We start from the raw sequence: 16,414 nt of genomic DNA, 5'->3' as shown, positions 1-16,414 counted from the left end.
GCGGATCATGAGCGATCTGTCCGGTTCGCTGGACCGGCTCGGGTTTCTTCCGCGCGGCTGGCGCTACCGCATCGTATCGGCGGCGCTGGGCCGGCAAAGCCGTTATTTCCGCACCCACGGCTTCCGCATCGTCGATATCGAACCGGGCAGGGTTTCGATTCTGGCCGGCAATCGTCGCCATCTGCGCAATCGCGCCGGCGGTATCCACTCGATGGCGGCGAGCCTGGCCGGCGAATACGCCGCCGCGCTGGTGGTCGCGCAGCATCTGGCGCGCGGCGCGAAGCTCGTGGTCAAGGCGGTGCAGGCCGATTTCCGCAAACCGTTACACGGCGATATCCGTGCGCATGCATCCATCGACGCGGCGCAGATCGTCGCCGTGTCGGGCTCGACCGAGGGCAGGGCGCGCATCGCGATGCGGGTGGTCGATGCAAGCGGCACGGTGCCGATCCGCGGGCACGTGGATGTGGTGTGGCGCTCGTCCTCGCGCGCGGATGGCTTGTTGTGAAGCCTGGCGAAAACACCCGCAACCGATTGGATCTGCAATTGCCGAATCCACCGACCGCTTGTCACCCTGTCGACGGAAACACCATGTCCGACCCATCGTCAGCGCCGCCTCGATCCACCGATGGTCTCCTGCGCGTCACGCAGTTGGCCGCCTGTTTCGGCTTCATGGTGGTCCAGCTCGACATCACCATCGTCAACCTGGCGCTGCCGACGCTGGCGAACGATCTGGCGACCGACATCGCCGGCCTGCAGTGGGTGGTGGACGCCTACACGCTGCTGTTCGCCTCGCTGTTGCTGTCGGCCGGCGCGATCAGCGATCGGTTCGGCGCCAGGCGCAGTTTCCTGATCGGCCTGAGCGGATTCCTGCTGACATCAACGGCGTGCGGCCTCGCCCAGAGCGTGACCCAGCTGGTGGCGGCGCGCGCCGGTCAAGGGCTGTTCGCCGCCTTGATGGTGCCGTCCTCGCTGGCCGTGCTCAATCACGCCTTCGCGCACGACCCGCGCTTGCGCGCCCGCGCCATGGCGGTGTGGACCGCTTCGGGCGCCGCGGCGGCGGCGATGGGTTTGCTGCTGGGCGGCGTGTTGTTGCAAACGCTCGGATGGCGCAGCATTTTCTTCGTCAACCTGCCGCTGTGCGCACTCGGCATCGTGCTGGCCTGGCGGGTCGCGGAAACGCCGCGTAAAGCGGATAGGCGTCTGGATCTTGTCGGGCAGGCGCTGACGATCGCGGGCCTGGGTGGATTGATCGGCGCGATCATCGAGATGCCGCGCCTGGGGTTCGATCATGCCGTGGTCCTGGGTGGGTTCGGTCTGGCCGCGCTATGCGCCGTCGCTTTCGCGGTCGTGCAGTCGCGGATCGCCCAACCGATGTTGCCGCTGGGGTTGTTCCGGTTGCCCAACTTCAGCATCGCGTTGTTGTCCGCCATCGCGATCAGCCTGGCCTACTACGGCCTGATCTTCGTCATGAGCCTGTACCTGCAGCAGTTCGCCGGCTACACGCCGCTGCAGGCCGGCCTGGCCTATGTGCCGCTTACCTTGGCTTTCATCGCCGCCAATCTGCTCGGCGGCCGCTTGCTGGCGCGCCACGGCTTTCGCGTCACGATCGTCTCGGGCCTGATGCTGTGCGCGTCGGGTTTCGCGTGGCTGGGCCGGCTCGGCGATGGCGACAGCTACGCGTGGATATTGCCCGCGTTCCTCGCGGTTCCCGCCGGCATGGGGCTGGCCATGCCGGCCACCACGACGATGATCCTGGCCAGCGTGGACCGGTCCTGGTCGGGGACGGCCGCCGCGGTGCTCAACGCGGTGCGCCAGACCGGCGCGGCGCTGGGGGTGGCCTTGTGCGGCCTGCTGCTGGCCGATGCGGACGGCATCGATGCCGGCCTGCGGATCGTATGCGTTGTTTGCTTGACCGGGCTGCTGTTATCGGCGGGTTTGTCGTGGCGTTATATCCGTGACGGCGGTTCGGCCTGAGCCGATAAGGTTTAGGTCACTATCGGCGGATTTGCGCAACGCTTGCGAGCGATGCAAACATCGGGCCGACGCGTTTTTCGAACGCTTCATCGAATGCCGTCGGGCCATCGCATAACGCTGCGATGAGGCCGAACAGCGCGAGCGAAAGTTAAGCGCCGCGCTCATTTGACAGTTGTCGATACGGCTGTTTAGAGTGCCGAGGCGGTATCTCTTGAGGTACGTCGCCGATGAAAATCGGCTCGCGGTGAGAGGCCGCAAGGCTCGAAATCGATGTCCGGTGCGACGGAGTTTCGCCACACGGAGCCGCCGTCTGCCGGGCGACATTCAGTACTCAAGGAGGACCTGCAATGCAAAGCAACGATATCGTCTCCGCCTGGCTCACCGGCGCCACCAACGTCGGCGGTTACAAGAATCCGGCGGGACCGCTCTACATCGAAGGGGAGATCGCGATGGACGAAGCGATGAAGACCCCGTTGACGCACTCCACTTCGATATCGACCTGCCCGAGCGGCCGCTGCTACTGCTGCATGTAAGGCATTCACGAGGTCGTCGGCGCGCAACCCAGCCGGGTTGCGCGTCGTCTCGGTACTGAATCCATATCGATCGCGGGCTCACGGCCCGCTCTCCCGAATCCCATTCCGGTGTCGCAATGACCGAAAGCCGTATCCACGAGGGCTTCGGTCCGATCATCGACCATTTCACCGCCGCCGCGCGCGACGCCTTCGATACCCGGCTCGCGGCCTTGTCCGCAGGCATCGACGCGCGCGAATCGGAACTGATCCGCGCGGCGCTCGCGCAGGCCTTGTACGAGAACGCGCGGCTCAAGCTCAATCGCGTGCTGCTGCTCGAACTGCATGCGGCGAAGCTCGGCGGCGAGCTCACCGCCGAAGACGAGGCCGGCCGTTTCGCCCAGTTCGTCGCCAAGGCGCTCAGCCCGCAATTCGCCGAGCTGCTGCAGCATCGCTATCCGCCGCTGCGCGAGCGCTTGCAGCGCGCGCTCGACCAGCAATGCGCGGCGATCGAAACCCTGGTGGCGCGCCTGATCGCCGATCGCGCCGCGCTGGCCGAGTTCATGGGCGCCGCGCCCGGTCGCCTGATCAAGCTCAGCCTCGGCCAGGGCGACCTGCACGAAGGCGGGCAGACCGTGGCCCGGCTCACCTTCGAAGCCGGGCAGGTGATGTACAAGCCGCGCTCGCTGCGCATCGATGCGGTGTTCGATGCGTTCCTTGCCCAGTTGTTCGACGAGGAACAGCGCATCCGCGTGCCCGCGGTGCTCGATCGCGGCGACTACGGCTGGGCGGCTTTCATCGAACATCGCTATTGCGACGGCGACGACGAACTGCGCCGCTTCTATCGCGGCCTCGGCCATTGGCTGGCGATGCTGCGCCTGCTCGGCGGCACCGACATCCATCTGGAGAATCTGGTCGCGTCGGGCCCGGTGCCGGTGGTCGTGGATGTCGAAAGCTTGTTCGCGGCCGCGCGGCCGGTCGCATCGTCGAACTACGGCCAGGCCTACGACCTCGCCCAGACCCTGATCCAGGACTCGGTGCTGCGTACCGGCATCGTGCCGTTCCGTTCGCGCAGCGTGGGTTTCGGCCGCGCGGACTTGTCCGCCGCCGGTTCCTTGCCGGGCGAACAGCCGCAGTTGCAGGTTCCGGTCATCGCCGACGACGGCACCACCGCCGCGCGGGTGGAACTGGTCGAAGCGGACATGGACAGGTCGCAGAACCATCCCAGTGCGAACCCGGATGTGTCGCGTTATTGGGACGAGATCACCGAGGCCTTTCTCGACGCCTCGCATCGGCTGCGCCGACTCGACGCGGACGGCCGGCTCGCGCCGTTGCTCGCCGCGTTCGAAGGCTGCCGCGCCCGCGACGTGCGCCGCACCACCCAGGTCTACGTGGAAATCGGCCGCATGCTCTGGCATCCGGCGTCGCTGCACGAAGAAGCCAAGGCGATCGAGCGCGCCCGTGTCTTGTTCTCCAGCGCCGGTGGCGGCGCGCAGCCGTCGCCGGAGGACATCGCCGGCGAAATCGATGCGCTGCGTTACGGCGATATTCCGATCTTCGCGCTGTCGCTGTCGCCCGAACGCATCGCCGGAACGCTCGCCAACTGGCGCGGCATGCGGATCGAACTGGAGGAAATGACGATTCGCAGTTCGCTGGTGGTCACCCAGCTCAACAGCGGCGCGGATGGCCCGGACCAACGCGACAGTCGCTCGCACTATGCTCGCCATCCGCATCGAGACCGGCTCGACGAACGCCGCCGCCGGCTGGCCGCCGAAACGATGCAGCGTCTGTTGCAGCTCGCCGTGCGCGGCGAAGACGGCTCGGTCACCTGGATCACGCCGGAAAGTTTCGGCAGCCAGGGCTGGCATGTGCAGCCGCTCGGCGCCGACGCGTATTTCGGCCTCGGCGGCGTGGCGGTGACCTTGGCCGGCTATCGGCATGAAGTCGCGCACGGACGCGCCGATCCGGTCGCCGGTGTCGACGAAGCGCTCGAGGGCGCCTTGCTCGCCTTGCAAACCTTCGTCGCGGCGCAGACGCCGGCGACGGTCGGCGGGTTCACCGGCGACGGCAGCCGCATCTGGGCCTGGCTGGTGTTGCACGATCTGCTGGGACGCCCACACTTGCTCGCCAACGCCTGCGCGTGCGCGGCGGCGCTGGAGCAAAAAGGCTTCGACGACGATCCCAGCCTGGACATCACCGACGGCAGCGGCGGCGCCATCGCGCCGCTGCTGGGCCTCGCCGAGGCGACCGCCGATCCGCGTTGGCTGGCGCTCGCCGCGCGCGCGGCGTCGCATCTGGAATCGAAGGTGCGGGTCGACGAGCAAGGCACCTATTGGCTGACCGCGGGAATCGCCGATCCGATCGGCGGCTTCGCCCACGGCGGCTACGGCATCGGCTGGGCGCTGGCGCGTCTGGCCCGGACCGGTGCCGGCAGCGAAGACGATCGTCGGCGCTGGAATGCGCTCGCCGAGGGCGCGTTCGCGTTCCAGGATTCGTTGTTCGACGCGGCGGCCGGCAACTGGCGCGATGTGCGCATGAAGGACACGGTGAATTTTCCGACCTGGTGCAACGGCGGGGTCGGCATCGGCCTGGCCGCGGCCGATCTGTATGCGCGCCACGGCGATCCGCGCGATCTGCGCGACCTGCGCCGCGCGGTGGCGGCGTCGCGCGGCCAATGGGGCTTCACCCACACGCTTTGTCACGGCGATTTCTCGCTGTGGGAACTATTGGTGCGCGCGTCGGCGCTCGATCCGCAAGGCGCCGCCACCGATTTCGATGAGGCGACCGCCGAAGTGGTCTCGGCGATCGAGGAGCATGGCATCGTCGGCGGCATCACCCGCCAGGCGTTCACGCCCGGGCTGATGACCGGCCTGGCCGGCGCGATTCATGCCCTCAACCGCATGCATCCCGATTGCGACCTCGCCTCGCCGCTGTTGCTCGAATGTCGGCGGAAAACCGCGGCGAAAGTGCACGAGACGGTGATGGATACGGACGCGCTGGCGATCTCGTAGATGTCCGTTGTCGCTCGATAGCGGATGTCGGCCGGCCTTGAACGGCCGGTTCTCTCCGTCAGCGCGAGAGCCGAGCAGGAACGCCTCGGTGCTTCAGCCTTGCGCGCTCAGCAGATCGCCGTTCAATCCTCGCTCGAACAGGCGATGCTCGCGCGGTTGCTCCGGATTCCAGCCCGCAGCGATCGCCGCATCGATCGCCCAGCACACCATTTTCGGAGTGACCGGCGCCAGCTCGAAAAACTCATGGCGCCGTTCGCTGGGCGTGGTGATGATCGGGCCATAGTTCAACCACGGATCGTCGAAGCGGAAGCGAACTTCAAGCGGGAAATCCTTGCGCCCTCGCTGCCTGGACCAGACTTTCAGGACGACGTGCTGAGGGTCCATGGAGCGAACGATCCACAAGTACACAGCCGTCCCAATCGTCATCAGCCGGGGTCGTGCTTTAGTGGGCATGCGGATCTTTTTGGGGTTGGTGGGAATTGCAGCGGGGCAGAAGGCATCCGCTTGCGGCGGATCGCCTGCGGCATTATGGGCCGGTTGCTATGCGTACCCCAAAGCGGCGCATCAATGGAACAGACCCAAGTGCCGGCGGTCGGCTGCGCATGGACGCGCTGCGCTAGCATGAGCCGCGTTGAAGTCCTCACGTGGAGCCGTGCTTTGTCGTCGTTTTCCGATCCTCAAGCCGTTGCCCGTTACGCCCAAGGTCCGGTCAGGCAGGTTCCGGGCTTCCATGCGCTTCAGCAGATGACGACGTTGCTGCTTGCCGAAGCTGTTCCACGCGAGGGCAGTGTCCTCGTCCTCGGCGCTGGCGGCGGCTTGGAACTGAAGGTCTTTGCCGAAGCGCAGCCCGAATGGCGCTTCGTCGGTGTGGATCCCTCAGCCGAGATGCTGAAACTGGCGAGCGAAACCTTGGGTGCGCTCGCGTCGCGTATCGAACTGTGCGAGGGCTACATCGACGTAGCGCCGGTCGGCCCGTTCGACGGCGCGACCTGTCTGCTGACCTTGCATTTTCTGCCCGCCGAGGAACGCCTGCGGACGCTGATCGAACTCAGGCGGCGGCTGAAGCCAAGCGCGCCGTTGATCGTGGCCCACCACAGCGTTCCCGACGATCGCAAGCTGCATTGGCTCAATCGCTATGCGGCATTCGCGGTGGCGTCCGGCGGCATCGCCGCGTGGGATGCGGGCAAATCAGTCGCCGCGCTCGACACTCGACTGCCCATGCTCTCGCCCGAACAGGACGTGGCGCTGCTGCGCGAGGCCGGGTTCGACAATGTCGAGCTGTTCTATGCCGCGTTCACCTTCAAGGGGTGGGTTGCGTATAACCCGTCCTAGAAGCGGCTTGATGTCGACGCTGTTCGTGTAGGCTCGCGTCTGACAACAGCATCGAGCCCGATGGCTTCGCGAAGCGGCCGATTCGAGACCGAGCCCGATTGGAGAGGAGGTCGTTCGCATGTCGACTGGAAACCTGTTCGCCGATGCCGATGCGCCTGTCCAGGGCGAGCGCTTCGAGACCTTGCTCACGCACAAGAACCTTGTCGTCGAGCGCATCCTCAGCTCCGCCGCGACGGTTCCGATGGAGTACGTGCAGGCCCAGGACGAGTGGGTCGCGTTGCTGCAGGGAGAGGCGACCGTGGAGGTCGCGGGTGAGACCATCGAGCTTCGTGCCGGCGGCTATGTCTTCTTGCCCGCCGGCACGCCCCACACCGTGCGGCGGGTTTCGCAGGGCGCCATCTGGCTGGCGATTCATCTGCATCAGGCGCCGACGCCGAGCGATTGAGACGGTATGCGAAAGTCCTATCGCTCGCCGGACCAAGCCTGGGGCTCTTCCACGTTCAAAATTAATTCCTGGACATTCTTTCCGCACGATCCGTCATGCGCCCTATATGACATATACCGCTTGCGTCGCGGCCCGTGGATATCGATCTTGGGGCTGTCGGTTCCGTCAGCATCCGACCCGGGCGATCGAGCGGCTGAACCACGTCAGGCGGTGTAGGCAGGCAGCGAACTGTGATGCGATGACCGCCGATTTCGGCCGAGCACAATGCCGAGGTCGCTACGCCCTGGATCGTGAAACGGCGCCGGCGCGAAAGCGCGGTTGAACCTTGCTCAATCGACCCGGCCGAAACCGCTTCGCGGCTCGGCCGGATCGAGACGAACGCGTCGTCGTTTACACGGCCGACGCTGGCTCAGTGCCCATGGCCCTTGCCGTTACCTTTGCCATTGCCATTGCCATTGCCATTGCCATTGCCGTGGCCTTTACCGTGGCCCTTGTCTTTACCGTGACCGTTGCCGTGCGATTCGCCGCCCTTGTGGCTCTTTCCCTTGCCGTGGCCCTGCGAAGACGGATAGCCCGAGTCGTACGAGCGGTGATCGGGTCCTTTCGATTTGCCGTGCCCCTTGCCGGGACCGTGGTCGGCCCAGTTCACGTGCACGGACTGATCGACACGGATCGGATAGCCCCACCGGTCGTAGGTCGTCACCGCGCCGCGCTTGAGCGCATGGAACGCGGGCGAGCCGGGCTTGATGCCCATGCGTTTGGCGACCGCGCCCCAACCCTGACCGGGGTTGCGGTCGTACTCGCGCACGACGTTCTGGCACGGCACGCCGAGCGAACGGGCGAGCGCGCAGGCGTAGTAGACATCGCCCGGCGCCCAGCGACGACGCTGCAGCAGCTCTTCGACATACGAGCGCGGCGCACCGTAGTAGCCGCTGATTTCGTCGACGAAAGGCTCCGGATAACGGCGGCCGTAATCGTTGATCTCGCCCAGCCGCGTGTCGACCCAGACGTCGCCGGTGCGGATGTTGTAGCCGACGGTCTGGGCCTGTGCCGACAAGGCCAGGGACAAGCTCAGGCCGAGCATCAGGCACTGAGCGGAACGCTTCAGGGATTTCATCGCGGGCACCTCGTCGTAGTGCGTCAGGGCAGGAACGGCGATCGCGGGGCAACCGCCCACGCGTCGTGGCCAGAGCTTAGCGCCAAAGACCGGTTTCGGCGGGACCGGGCCGTGGCCGTTCAGCGGCCGTGCCGGGGCATGACTGGGAGGGTCGCCTGGGACGGGGCCGATCGGGCCTGTTGGCGCCAGGTTCATGAGCATGCAGGCCTGTGCCCTGGACGTGCCGGATGCGGCTCAGTCGGCCTCGCGGCCGGGGTCGCCGCGCGATGCGTTCATCTCGATCCGCAATTCGGTCAGCGCGCGACGCAAGCCGTGCAACTGATCGACCAGATGCAGCACCACCGCGACGCCCTCGTCGTTGACGCCGAGGTCGCCGGTAAGATCGCGGATGAACATCGCCCGCGCCGCGTCGGTTTCGGAGATTTCCACGCGCGCGGTGGCATCGAGCGGGACGATCCAGCGCTGTTCGATCCAGCGCTCCAGCGTGTGCAGCTCGATCGTGGATTCGTTGAGGAACTGCGCCATGTCGATGGTCTTCATGCCTTGGCCTCCCCGCGTGGATTGAACGCCTTGCCGGCGCTCCAGTCCGAAACGAATTTGGTCAGCTCCGGATCGCCACCCTTGGGCAGCACGATCGTCAGCCGGACGTATTGGTCGCCGCGTCCGCCGCCGCGGCGCGGCGCGCCCATGCCCTTCAGCCGCAGCACGGTGCCGCTGTTGGATCCGGGCGGAATCGTCATCGTCGCCTCGCCGGTCGGCGTCGCCACCCGGATGCGATCGCCGAGCACCGCCTCGGTCAGCGAGACCGGCAATTCCAGGGTGAGATCGTCGCCGTCGCGGCTGAAGCGCGGATCGGCGACGACTTCGATCTCGACCAGCGCATCGCCGGGACCGCCTTGGCCCGCGCCCGGCGCGCCCTTGCCTTTGAGTCGCAGGATCTGTCCGTCGACGACGCCGGCCGGAATGGTCACGTCGATGGTGCTGCCGTCGGGCATCGTCAAGCGTTTGGTGCCGGCGTCGATCGATTCGGCGAAGGCGATCGGCAATCGGTAGTGCAGGTCCTGGCCGCGGCGGTTGGCCCGCGCGCGCGCCTGCCGGCGCAGCAGTTCGGCGAACGGGTCGTCGCCGTCGGCGAAATCGGCGAAGCCGCTGTCGTTGGCGTAATGGCCGCTGGGTTCGGCGTCGGCGTAATCGCGGTAGTAACGCGGCTGCGGACGTTCCGCGCCGTCCGCATCGATCTGTCCGGCGTCGAAGCGCGCGCGCTTGTCCGGATCGCTGAGCAGGCGGTAGGCGTTGCCGACGTCCTTGAAGCGTTCCTCGCCGGACTTGTCGCCCGGATTGAGGTCCGGGTGCAGTTTTCTGGCCAGGCGGCGGTAGGCGCTCTTGATCTCGTCGAGCGAGGCGGTCGGCGCCACGCCCAGAATCTCGTAGGGGCTGCTCATGCGCCGATGCTCCGGTCGCGGCCGTGTTCCGCGACGTCCACGGCGCTGCGGCCGGCCTCGGCCTCGACGGCGTCCAGGAACGTCGCCGACGGCGCGAAGAACAAGCTGCCGGTCACCGCTTTGCTGAAATCTAGCAGGCGATCGTAGTTGCCGGGCGGACTGCCGATGAACATGTTCTCGAGCATGCGTTCGATCCGGGTCGGCGAACGCGCGTAGCCGATGAAGTAGGTTCCGAATTCGCCCTGGCCGGCGCTGCCGAACGGCATGTTGTCGCGAACGATCTTCAGCTCCTCGCCGTTCTCGCTGATGCTGGTCAATACGTTGTGCGCGTAGGGCGCCTTGGCCGCGTCGTCGAGTTCGATGTTCGAAAGCTTGCGCCGTCCGACGATGGCTTCCTGGCGTTCGACCGGCAGGGTGTTCCAGGCGGCGAGGTCGTGCAGGTACTTCTGCACGATCACATAGCTGCCGCCGGCGAAATCCGGGTCTTCGCCGGCGACGATCGCCGCGTCGGCGGCGGCTGTATCGACCGGGTTCTCGGTGCCGTCGACGAAGCCGATCAGATCGCGATCGTCGAAATACTTGAAGCCGTGCACTTCGTCCGCGGTGGCCACGGCGGCGCCGATTCTCGTCATGATCTCGGTCGCGAGTTCGAAGCACAGGTCCATGCGCGTCGCGCGGATGTGCAGGAGCACGTCGCCGGGCGTGGACACCGCATGATGGCGGCCGACGATTTCGCGAAACGGATGCAGTTCGCTGGGCCGGGCCGGGCCGAACAGGCGATCCCAGGCGCTCGATCCGAAGGCCATGACGCACGACAGGCCGCCTTCCAGATCGCGAAAGCCCACCGCGCGCAGCAGCGAGGCCAGGTCGCCGCACAGGGCACGCATCTGGGTTTCGTGCTCGGCGCCCGGTTTCAGGGTCACGACCAGGAAGATGGCGGCCCGGCTGAGCCGGGAGACCACCGGTTGCGGTATCGCAGTCTGCATCGATGACTCCTGGGGGCAGGCCTGCTTTAACTTAACGCCGCGGCGTTGCAAGTCCAAGCGTGGCTTGCGCACGGGCCGGAATCCCCGATGGCCTCTGCGGACAGCGAGCGGGCTTCGCGATCGAAGTCCGCTCGCATCGGCTCATATGCCCAACGCTTCGTTGCCGATCAGCGTTCGGGTTCCCACACGAAGCTGTCGCCCTGGGCCTTGAACCGGCCCAGGCCGGGGAACGGGAAATGCACGGCGTAGATGCGCAGATTGCCGTCGGCGGCGCGTTGCATCAGCGCGCGCCGGCTGGTCTGGGCCAGCGCTGCGTTCTGGTCGTACTGCACGGTCCACTCCGGGCGCTGCACCGAGATCACGAAGTGATGCGCGGTGTCGCCGATGTAGAGCAGGCGCTGATCGCCCGAGGCGATCTCGTAGGCGCTGTGGCCCGGCGTATGTCCGTCGACGGCCACCGCGGTCACCACGCCGGGAACGATCGCCGCGCCGGGCTGGAAGGTTTCGACCTTCGGCGCGATCGCGGCGACCAGCTTGGCGGATCCGTCGTCTTTCTTCATCGCCTCCCATTCGGGCGCCGACAGATGGATCTTGGCATTGGGGAAAGCGAGCGCGCCGTCCTTGCCGAGCAGGCCGCCGACATGATCGGGATGGTGGTGCGACAGGAAAATGTCGGTGACCTGGGAGGGCTCGACGCCGGCCGCGCGCAGCGACGCCGGCAGGCGTCCGGCGCGCGCGAACGACGCATCCGCCGCGCCGGTGTCGAACAGGAGCACCTGCGCGCCGCTGCGCACCAGCAGCGGTTGAATGCTCAGATGCAAGGTGTCCGTGGGTTGGCCCGCGGCGGTCAGCAGCGCGTTGACCGCATCGGCCGGCTGGCCGATGGCGAAGGTCTTGCCGTCGTTGGCGGCGTCGATGTCGCCGTCTTTCAGCGCGACCGCGTCGAGCGCGCCGATTTTGAAGCGCAACACATCGGCGTTCGCCGGTTGCGGCGCGGCGGTCGCGGTCGGAGCCGGCGTATTCGCCGCAGGCGTGTTCGTCGCGGCGGAATCGGGTTGCGAACATGCGCTCAGCAGCGCGCCGGCGACGAGCGCGGCGGTCAGGGCGGAGACAGGGGTGCGAGTCATAGGATGCTCTCAAGGGGAGAGGGATGCGGTGGTCTTCGTCGATGCCCGGCGTCGTAGCGTGGCGTGGCGAGCTTATACGCGGCGATGTCGACCAACAAGGCGAAGCCGGTTACGCGCGAACAGCGGGCAGCGGCAACGAAAACACGGTTTTCGCGAAGCGGTCCTCGACCAGGAAAACTTCGTCGCGCAACTGCGAGCGGAAGAAATGTTGGCGAAGGTCCAGTGGCGCCGGCTCGCGCATCAGCGCTTCATGAACGACGGCGCCGGTCGGGTCGAACGACTTGACCAGCCACATTTCGCAGAACCCAGCGCCGAGGCGGCGATACACCCGTATCCATCCGCGCCGGCCGGGCAGGCAGCGCGACAGCTTGGGTTGCTCCTGTTCCAGGACGAAGCCGTGCTTGCGCACCATGCCGGCGCATTCGCGAATCGGGGCAGGGTCGGCGCCGACGCGCGCGGCGATGTCCGACAACGTGTGCTCGATCAGGGCCAGGATCATTTCCTGGCGCGGCCCGTGATCGAGCGCCTGGTAGACGGCGAAGTCGAAACGCTCGGCGAAGACTTCGGTGCAACCCAGGACTTGAGAATATTCGGGGGACGGGCCGCGCGCACCGCAGCTGATCGTCACCAGTCCGGCCCCATCGAGCGTGTAGCCAGGTGCGAGCATGCTCATGAACATCTCGGCCACGTGATGCGTGCTGGCGCGAAGATGCAAGTCCGGATAGGTCGTTGCATGATCCGCCGCGTCGGAACTGGGATAGACGCGAAGCTGGTTCAACCGTGGCATGGGCGTTTCGATGCGCGATGCGATCGAGTCATTATGCCGTGGCAGCGCGACGACAGCCGAGCATCGCGGCGGCGATCACGCCTGCCGATCGGGCCTGGCCGCATACACATTGGCCACCGTCACCGATCCGTCCGGCGCATACACCGGTACCAGGATGCGCAGGTACTCGTCGCCTTCGAACGCATCCAGTCGCGCCCAATGCCTGGGCAATTCGTCGCAGGCGAATAACTGCACCTCGATCGCCTCGCCCGATTCGGACCAGCGCAAGGCCGGATAGCCCATGTCGGCGCCCCATCCCGACTGCTCCAGCCGGCCGGTGACGTAGTGTCCCGGCGTCCAGGTGCCGTCGAGATCGCTGAGGTGGTGATGGTTCGGCTTGCCGGGCGCCAACGTGCCGTAGACGGCGAAACGGCGATCGGCCTGGTAACGCTCGGCGAAATGGCGTTCGAGCGCCTGCGACGTCTCGCTTGCGGGTTCGCTGCGCAGGCGGTTGAGTCGCCGCAGCGCATCCAGATCGGTCTTGTCGAAATCCACCGCGTTCATCGCCTTGCTCCAGTCGATCGTCGAAGTCGGATAGTACGAAGGCGGCGCGCCGCAATCACCCCGTCAACCATTGCCGCAGCAGGCGATTGGTTCGCGGCGGATCTTCCATCGTCGGTAGATGGCCGCAGTCGGGTATTCGCGCGAGCACCGCGCCGGCGATACCGCGCTGGATCTCCTCGGCCGCCGCGGGCGGGGTGAGCACGTCGTCTTCGCCGACCACGATCAGGGTCGGTACCGCGATCGAGGCCAGCAGCGCTCGCGAATCGGGCCGTTGCGCAATCGCCGTCTGCTGGCGCCGGTAGGCCTGCGCGCCGACCCGCTGCGCCATCGCCCGCACTTCCGCGCCGACGGCCGAATGCACATGGCGCGGATGCACCAGCGTCGGCAGCAATTGTTGCGTGACGCCGGCGAAGCGGCCGCGTTCGAGCAGCCGCAGGCCGGCGCGTCGTTGCTCGGCGCGCGCCGGCGAGTCCGGTGCGGCGCTGGTGTCGAGCAGGGCCAGCCGCGACACGCGCTCGGGTTGCTGGCGCAGGATTTCGAACGCCACATAGCCGCCCATCGACAATCCGGCCAAGGCGAACCGCGGCGGTGCGTCGGCCAGCACCCGCGCCGCCATGCCCGCCACGCTGTCGTCCAGGCTCAGATCGGCGATGGTCGGCGCGGCGATATCGGCCAGATCGCGCGCTTGATCGCGCCACAGGCGTTCGTCGCACAGCAGGCCGGGCAGCAACAGCAGCGGCTGTTTGTCGGTCACGCATCGCTCCTGTCTGGCTGGCGAGGGTCTTCGATCCGGATCGCCAACACGATACCCGCCAGCGCCAGGCTCGCGGTCAATGCGACCTCGCCGCTCCAGCCGCCGTGCTGCCAGGCCCAGCCGCCGATCACGCCGGTCACGCTGGAACCGAAGTAGTAGAACAACAGATACAGCGACGAGGCGTGGCCTTTGTCGGCGCGCGCGAGCCGTCCGACCCAGGCGCTGGCGACCGAATGGGCGACGAAGAAGCCGACCGTGATCAGGCAGATGCCGAGCACGATCAGCGGCAGCGAAGCGGCCAGCGTGACCACGGCGCCGGCGGTCATGATCGCGATGCCGCCGATCAGCGGCGCGCGTCCGCCGAAGCGATCGGCCAGGCGGCCGCCGAACGGCGAGGAGAACATGCCGAACACATAGGCCAGAAAGATCAGGCTGATCCCCGCCGGCCCCAGCTCGTAGGGCGCGCCGGCGAGGCGAAAACCGACATAGTTGAACAGCGCCACGAACACGCTGGTCAGCACGAAGCCGATCGCGAACAGACGCAGCAGGCCCGGATGCGCCAGATGCGCGCGCCAGGCGTCGAGGTGATGGCGCGCGACGAAACCGCGGCGCGGCGCGAAACGGCGCGACGGCGGCAACAGCGCGGCGAAGCCGATCGCCGCGATCAGCCCGAACGCGCCGATCGCCGCCATCGCCGAACGCCAGGAACCGATCTCGACCAGCACGCCCATGCCGACGCGTCCCATCATCCCGCCGAACGCGGTGCCGGCCACGCACAGACCCATCGCGCCGCTCAGATGGCGCGGGTCCATTTCCTCGGCCAGATAGGCCATCGCCACCGCCGGCACGCCGCCGAGCATAGCGCCTTCGATCGTTCGCGCCAGCAACAGCGAGGTCCAGTCCGGCGCGATCGCGGCGAGCAGGTTGCAGGCCGCGGCCAGCGCCATCGAAGCGAACATCAGGCGCCGGCGCGACACCTGCTGCGACAGCGCGCCGGCGATGAAGATCGCCAGCGCCAGCGCCGCGGTGGTCAGCGACAGCGCGAGCGAACTGACCGCCGGGGCGAGACCGAAATCGCGCGCGAACTCCGGCAGCAGCGGCTGCACGCAGTACAGCAGCGAGAAGGTCGAACAGCCGGCGAGGAACAGGGCGAAATTGGCGCGGCGATAGGCCGCGGTGCCGCGTTCGATCGGCGCGGCGAGGGCCGATAGCGGAAGAGGTGTCGTACTCATGCGGCCAGAATGGCGCCGGGTGCTTCATTCGTCCAATATATGAAACCTACCTGCTCCATATGTTTTGGAGATATCGATGGAACTGCGCCATATCCGCTATTTCCTGGCCGTCGCCGAAGAGCGCAACTTCACCCGCGCCGCCGAACGCCTCGGCATCGGCCAGCCGCCGTTGAGCCAGCAGATCCGCGACCTGGAAACCCAGATCGGCGCGCGCCTGTTCCACCGCGTACCGCATGGCGCCGAACTCACCGACGCGGGCCGCGCCTTTCTCGAACGCGTGCGCACGCTGCCCGAGCAAGCCAGCGCGGCGGTGCGTCAGGCCCAGCGCGCCGCGCGCGGCGAGACCGGCGCGCTGCGGCTGGGCTTCACCTCATCGGCGATCCTCGCGCCGCTGACGACCGGGGCGATCCGCGATTTCCGCCGCCGCTATCCCGATGTCGAACTCACCTTGGAGGAAGGCAACAGCGCGCACCTGTCGGCGAAGCTGCGCGATGGTTCGCTGGATCTGGCGTTCCTGCGCCCCGACGGTTCCGAGAACGGCGACATGCGTCTGTATCCGTTGCTCGACGAGGCGATGATCGCCGCGCTTCCGAGCGCGCACCCGGCCGCGCGCGACAGCCGGCGCAAATCGATCCGCCTGATCGAGCTGCGCGAGGATGCATTGATCCTGACCCCGCGCACCGTCGGCCCGACCCTGCACGACGCCATCGTCGGCGCCTGCCGTCATGCCGGATTCGAACCGCGCCTGGGCCAGCACGCGCCGCAACTCGCCTCCTCGCTGGCCTTGGTCGCGGCCGAACTGGGCGTGTCGATCGTGCCCGAGGCGATGCGCCGGTTCGCGCTGCCCGGCATCGTCTATCGCGATATCGCCGGCCTGCAGCCGATCGCGCGTCTGGCGCTGGCGCATCTGCTCGACCAGGAGTCGGCGCAGACGAAAAATTTCGTGGCGCTGACCTGCGCGGGTGGCCCGCCCGGACAAGACGAAGTCGCGCGCTCCGAGGGCGTGGTGAAGAAGCGGCGGGCGCCGTCAGGCTCGAGGCGATAGTCCGCGACAGGCGCGCACGACGGCATCGCGGCTATCTTCGTATCGGCCCGGCGATGATCGTGCGCCGCCAGCCCCGCCCCGGCCGGCGATATACCTCCTGCAAGCGGGTG

General features: G+C 67.2%; 17 protein-coding genes. 7 read left to right on the top strand and 10 right to left on the bottom strand.

What is annotated here, in order from left to right; all coding sequences use genetic code 11:
- The first annotated feature begins 7 nt into the window (after positions 1-7).
- From IEQ11_RS22330 to IEQ11_RS22315, 4 genes are all read left to right on the top strand, one after another.
- Positions 8-505, top strand: coding sequence for a DUF4442 domain-containing protein (locus IEQ11_RS22330; protein WP_191821182.1), 498 nt, complete (start codon positions 8-10; stop codon positions 503-505).
- 83 nt (positions 506-588) lie between these two features.
- Positions 589-1,974, top strand: a complete 1,386-nt coding sequence (locus tag IEQ11_RS22325) for an MFS transporter (protein WP_191821183.1) — start codon at positions 589-591, stop codon at positions 1,972-1,974.
- Between the two features lie 347 nt (positions 1,975-2,321).
- The gene (locus IEQ11_RS22320) at positions 2,322-2,507 is read left to right on the top strand and encodes a DUF6229 family protein (RefSeq protein WP_036105914.1); all 186 of its coding nucleotides are present in this window, start codon (positions 2,322-2,324) and stop codon (positions 2,505-2,507) included.
- A 116-nt stretch (positions 2,508-2,623) separates the two neighbouring features.
- Positions 2,624-5,494, top strand: coding sequence for a type 2 lanthipeptide synthetase LanM family protein (locus IEQ11_RS22315; RefSeq protein ID WP_191821184.1), 2,871 nt, complete (start codon positions 2,624-2,626; stop codon positions 5,492-5,494).
- A 93-nt stretch (positions 5,495-5,587) separates the two neighbouring features.
- On the opposite strand, the gene IEQ11_RS22310 is transcribed toward IEQ11_RS22315, so the two are convergent.
- Positions 5,588-5,947: a hypothetical protein gene (locus IEQ11_RS22310; protein WP_191821185.1), complete on the bottom strand. Its 360-nt coding sequence runs from the start codon at positions 5,945-5,947 to the stop codon at positions 5,588-5,590.
- A gap of 204 nt (positions 5,948-6,151) precedes the next feature.
- Here IEQ11_RS22310 and IEQ11_RS22305 point away from each other — a divergent pair, with 204 nt between their 5' ends.
- Together IEQ11_RS22305 and IEQ11_RS22300 are read left to right on the top strand one after the other, a co-directional pair.
- On the top strand, positions 6,152-6,826 hold the full coding sequence (locus IEQ11_RS22305; RefSeq protein ID WP_191821238.1) for a class I SAM-dependent methyltransferase: 675 nt from the start codon (positions 6,152-6,154) through the stop codon (positions 6,824-6,826).
- 118 nt (positions 6,827-6,944) lie between these two features.
- On the top strand, positions 6,945-7,271 hold the full coding sequence (locus IEQ11_RS22300) for a cupin domain-containing protein (RefSeq protein ID WP_191821186.1): 327 nt from the start codon (positions 6,945-6,947) through the stop codon (positions 7,269-7,271).
- Between the two features lie 409 nt (positions 7,272-7,680).
- On the opposite strand, the gene IEQ11_RS22295 is transcribed toward IEQ11_RS22300, so the two are convergent.
- The 9 genes from IEQ11_RS22295 to IEQ11_RS22255 form a co-directional block, all read right to left on the bottom strand.
- Positions 7,681-8,589, bottom strand: a complete 909-nt coding sequence (locus tag IEQ11_RS22295) for a hypothetical protein (protein WP_191821187.1) — start codon at positions 8,587-8,589, stop codon at positions 7,681-7,683.
- Positions 8,590-8,622: 33 nt separating this feature from the next.
- Positions 8,623-8,928 carry a chaperone modulator CbpM gene (locus tag IEQ11_RS22290; protein ID WP_194735074.1) on the bottom strand — a complete coding sequence of 102 codons (306 nt, stop codon included), beginning with the start codon at positions 8,926-8,928 and terminating at the stop codon, positions 8,623-8,625.
- Positions 8,925-9,830, bottom strand: a complete 906-nt coding sequence (locus IEQ11_RS22285; RefSeq protein WP_191821188.1) for a DnaJ C-terminal domain-containing protein — start codon at positions 9,828-9,830, stop codon at positions 8,925-8,927. The genes IEQ11_RS22290 and IEQ11_RS22285 overlap by 4 nt, the downstream gene beginning before the upstream one ends.
- Positions 9,827-10,816 carry a Dyp-type peroxidase gene (locus IEQ11_RS22280; protein WP_191821189.1) on the bottom strand — a complete coding sequence of 330 codons (990 nt, stop codon included), beginning with the start codon at positions 10,814-10,816 and terminating at the stop codon, positions 9,827-9,829. Before IEQ11_RS22280 ends, IEQ11_RS22285 begins: the two co-directional genes overlap by 4 nt.
- A 167-nt stretch (positions 10,817-10,983) precedes the next feature.
- On the bottom strand, positions 10,984-11,943 hold the full coding sequence (locus tag IEQ11_RS22275) for an MBL fold metallo-hydrolase (RefSeq protein ID WP_191821190.1): 960 nt from the start codon (positions 11,941-11,943) through the stop codon (positions 10,984-10,986).
- A gap of 109 nt (positions 11,944-12,052) precedes the next feature.
- Positions 12,053-12,730, bottom strand: coding sequence for a hypothetical protein (locus IEQ11_RS22270; RefSeq protein ID WP_191821191.1), 678 nt, complete (start codon positions 12,728-12,730; stop codon positions 12,053-12,055).
- A 75-nt stretch (positions 12,731-12,805) separates the two neighbouring features.
- The gene (locus IEQ11_RS22265) at positions 12,806-13,273 is read right to left on the bottom strand and encodes a gamma-glutamylcyclotransferase family protein (RefSeq protein WP_191821192.1); all 468 of its coding nucleotides are present in this window, start codon (positions 13,271-13,273) and stop codon (positions 12,806-12,808) included.
- Positions 13,274-13,328: 55 nt separating this feature from the next.
- Positions 13,329-14,027 carry an alpha/beta fold hydrolase gene (locus IEQ11_RS22260; protein ID WP_191821193.1) on the bottom strand — a complete coding sequence of 233 codons (699 nt, stop codon included), beginning with the start codon at positions 14,025-14,027 and terminating at the stop codon, positions 13,329-13,331.
- A complete protein-coding gene (locus IEQ11_RS22255) occupies positions 14,024-15,259 on the bottom strand; it encodes an MFS transporter (RefSeq protein ID WP_191821194.1) in 1,236 nt (411 codons plus the stop codon). The genes IEQ11_RS22260 and IEQ11_RS22255 overlap by 4 nt, the downstream gene beginning before the upstream one ends.
- 76 nt (positions 15,260-15,335) lie before the next feature.
- Here IEQ11_RS22255 and IEQ11_RS22250 point away from each other — a divergent pair, with 76 nt between their 5' ends.
- Entirely contained in the window at positions 15,336-16,304 is a 969-nt protein-coding gene (locus tag IEQ11_RS22250) for a LysR family transcriptional regulator (protein ID WP_191821195.1), read from the top strand.
- Positions 16,305-16,414 lie beyond the last annotated feature (110 nt).

It is taken from the genome of Lysobacter capsici, assembly GCF_014779555.2.
Lineage (GTDB): Bacteria > Pseudomonadota > Gammaproteobacteria > Xanthomonadales > Xanthomonadaceae > Lysobacter > Lysobacter capsici.
Note: the sequence above shows the minus strand (reverse complement) of the source record. Positions and strands in the feature narration are given on the sequence as shown.

Bases quoted from the DNA above. Each gene is read 5' to 3' on its own strand.
- IEQ11_RS22330 (WP_191821182.1), top strand. From the start codon at position 8: ATGAGCGATCTGTCCGGTTCGCTGGACCGGCTCGGGTTTCTTCCGCGC.
- IEQ11_RS22325 (WP_191821183.1), top strand. From the start codon at position 589: ATGTCCGACCCATCGTCAGCGCCGCCTCGATCCACCGATGGTCTCCTG.
- IEQ11_RS22320 (WP_036105914.1), top strand. From the start codon at position 2,322: ATGCAAAGCAACGATATCGTCTCCGCCTGGCTCACCGGCGCCACCAAC.
- IEQ11_RS22315 (WP_191821184.1), top strand. From the start codon at position 2,624: ATGACCGAAAGCCGTATCCACGAGGGCTTCGGTCCGATCATCGACCAT.
- IEQ11_RS22310 (WP_191821185.1), bottom strand. From the start codon at position 5,947: ATGCCCACTAAAGCACGACCCCGGCTGATGACGATTGGGACGGCTGTG.
- IEQ11_RS22300 (WP_191821186.1), top strand. From the start codon at position 6,945: ATGTCGACTGGAAACCTGTTCGCCGATGCCGATGCGCCTGTCCAGGGC.
- IEQ11_RS22295 (WP_191821187.1), bottom strand. From the start codon at position 8,589: ATGCTCATGAACCTGGCGCCAACAGGCCCGATCGGCCCCGTCCCAGGC.
- IEQ11_RS22290 (WP_194735074.1), bottom strand. From the start codon at position 8,928: ATGAAGACCATCGACATGGCGCAGTTCCTCAACGAATCCACGATCGAG.
- IEQ11_RS22285 (WP_191821188.1), bottom strand. From the start codon at position 9,830: ATGAGCAGCCCCTACGAGATTCTGGGCGTGGCGCCGACCGCCTCGCTC.
- IEQ11_RS22280 (WP_191821189.1), bottom strand. From the start codon at position 10,816: ATGCAGACTGCGATACCGCAACCGGTGGTCTCCCGGCTCAGCCGGGCC.
- IEQ11_RS22275 (WP_191821190.1), bottom strand. From the start codon at position 11,943: ATGACTCGCACCCCTGTCTCCGCCCTGACCGCCGCGCTCGTCGCCGGC.
- IEQ11_RS22270 (WP_191821191.1), bottom strand. From the start codon at position 12,730: ATGCCACGGTTGAACCAGCTTCGCGTCTATCCCAGTTCCGACGCGGCG.
- IEQ11_RS22265 (WP_191821192.1), bottom strand. From the start codon at position 13,273: ATGAACGCGGTGGATTTCGACAAGACCGATCTGGATGCGCTGCGGCGA.
- IEQ11_RS22255 (WP_191821194.1), bottom strand. From the start codon at position 15,259: ATGAGTACGACACCTCTTCCGCTATCGGCCCTCGCCGCGCCGATCGAA.
- IEQ11_RS22250 (WP_191821195.1), top strand. From the start codon at position 15,336: ATGGAACTGCGCCATATCCGCTATTTCCTGGCCGTCGCCGAAGAGCGC.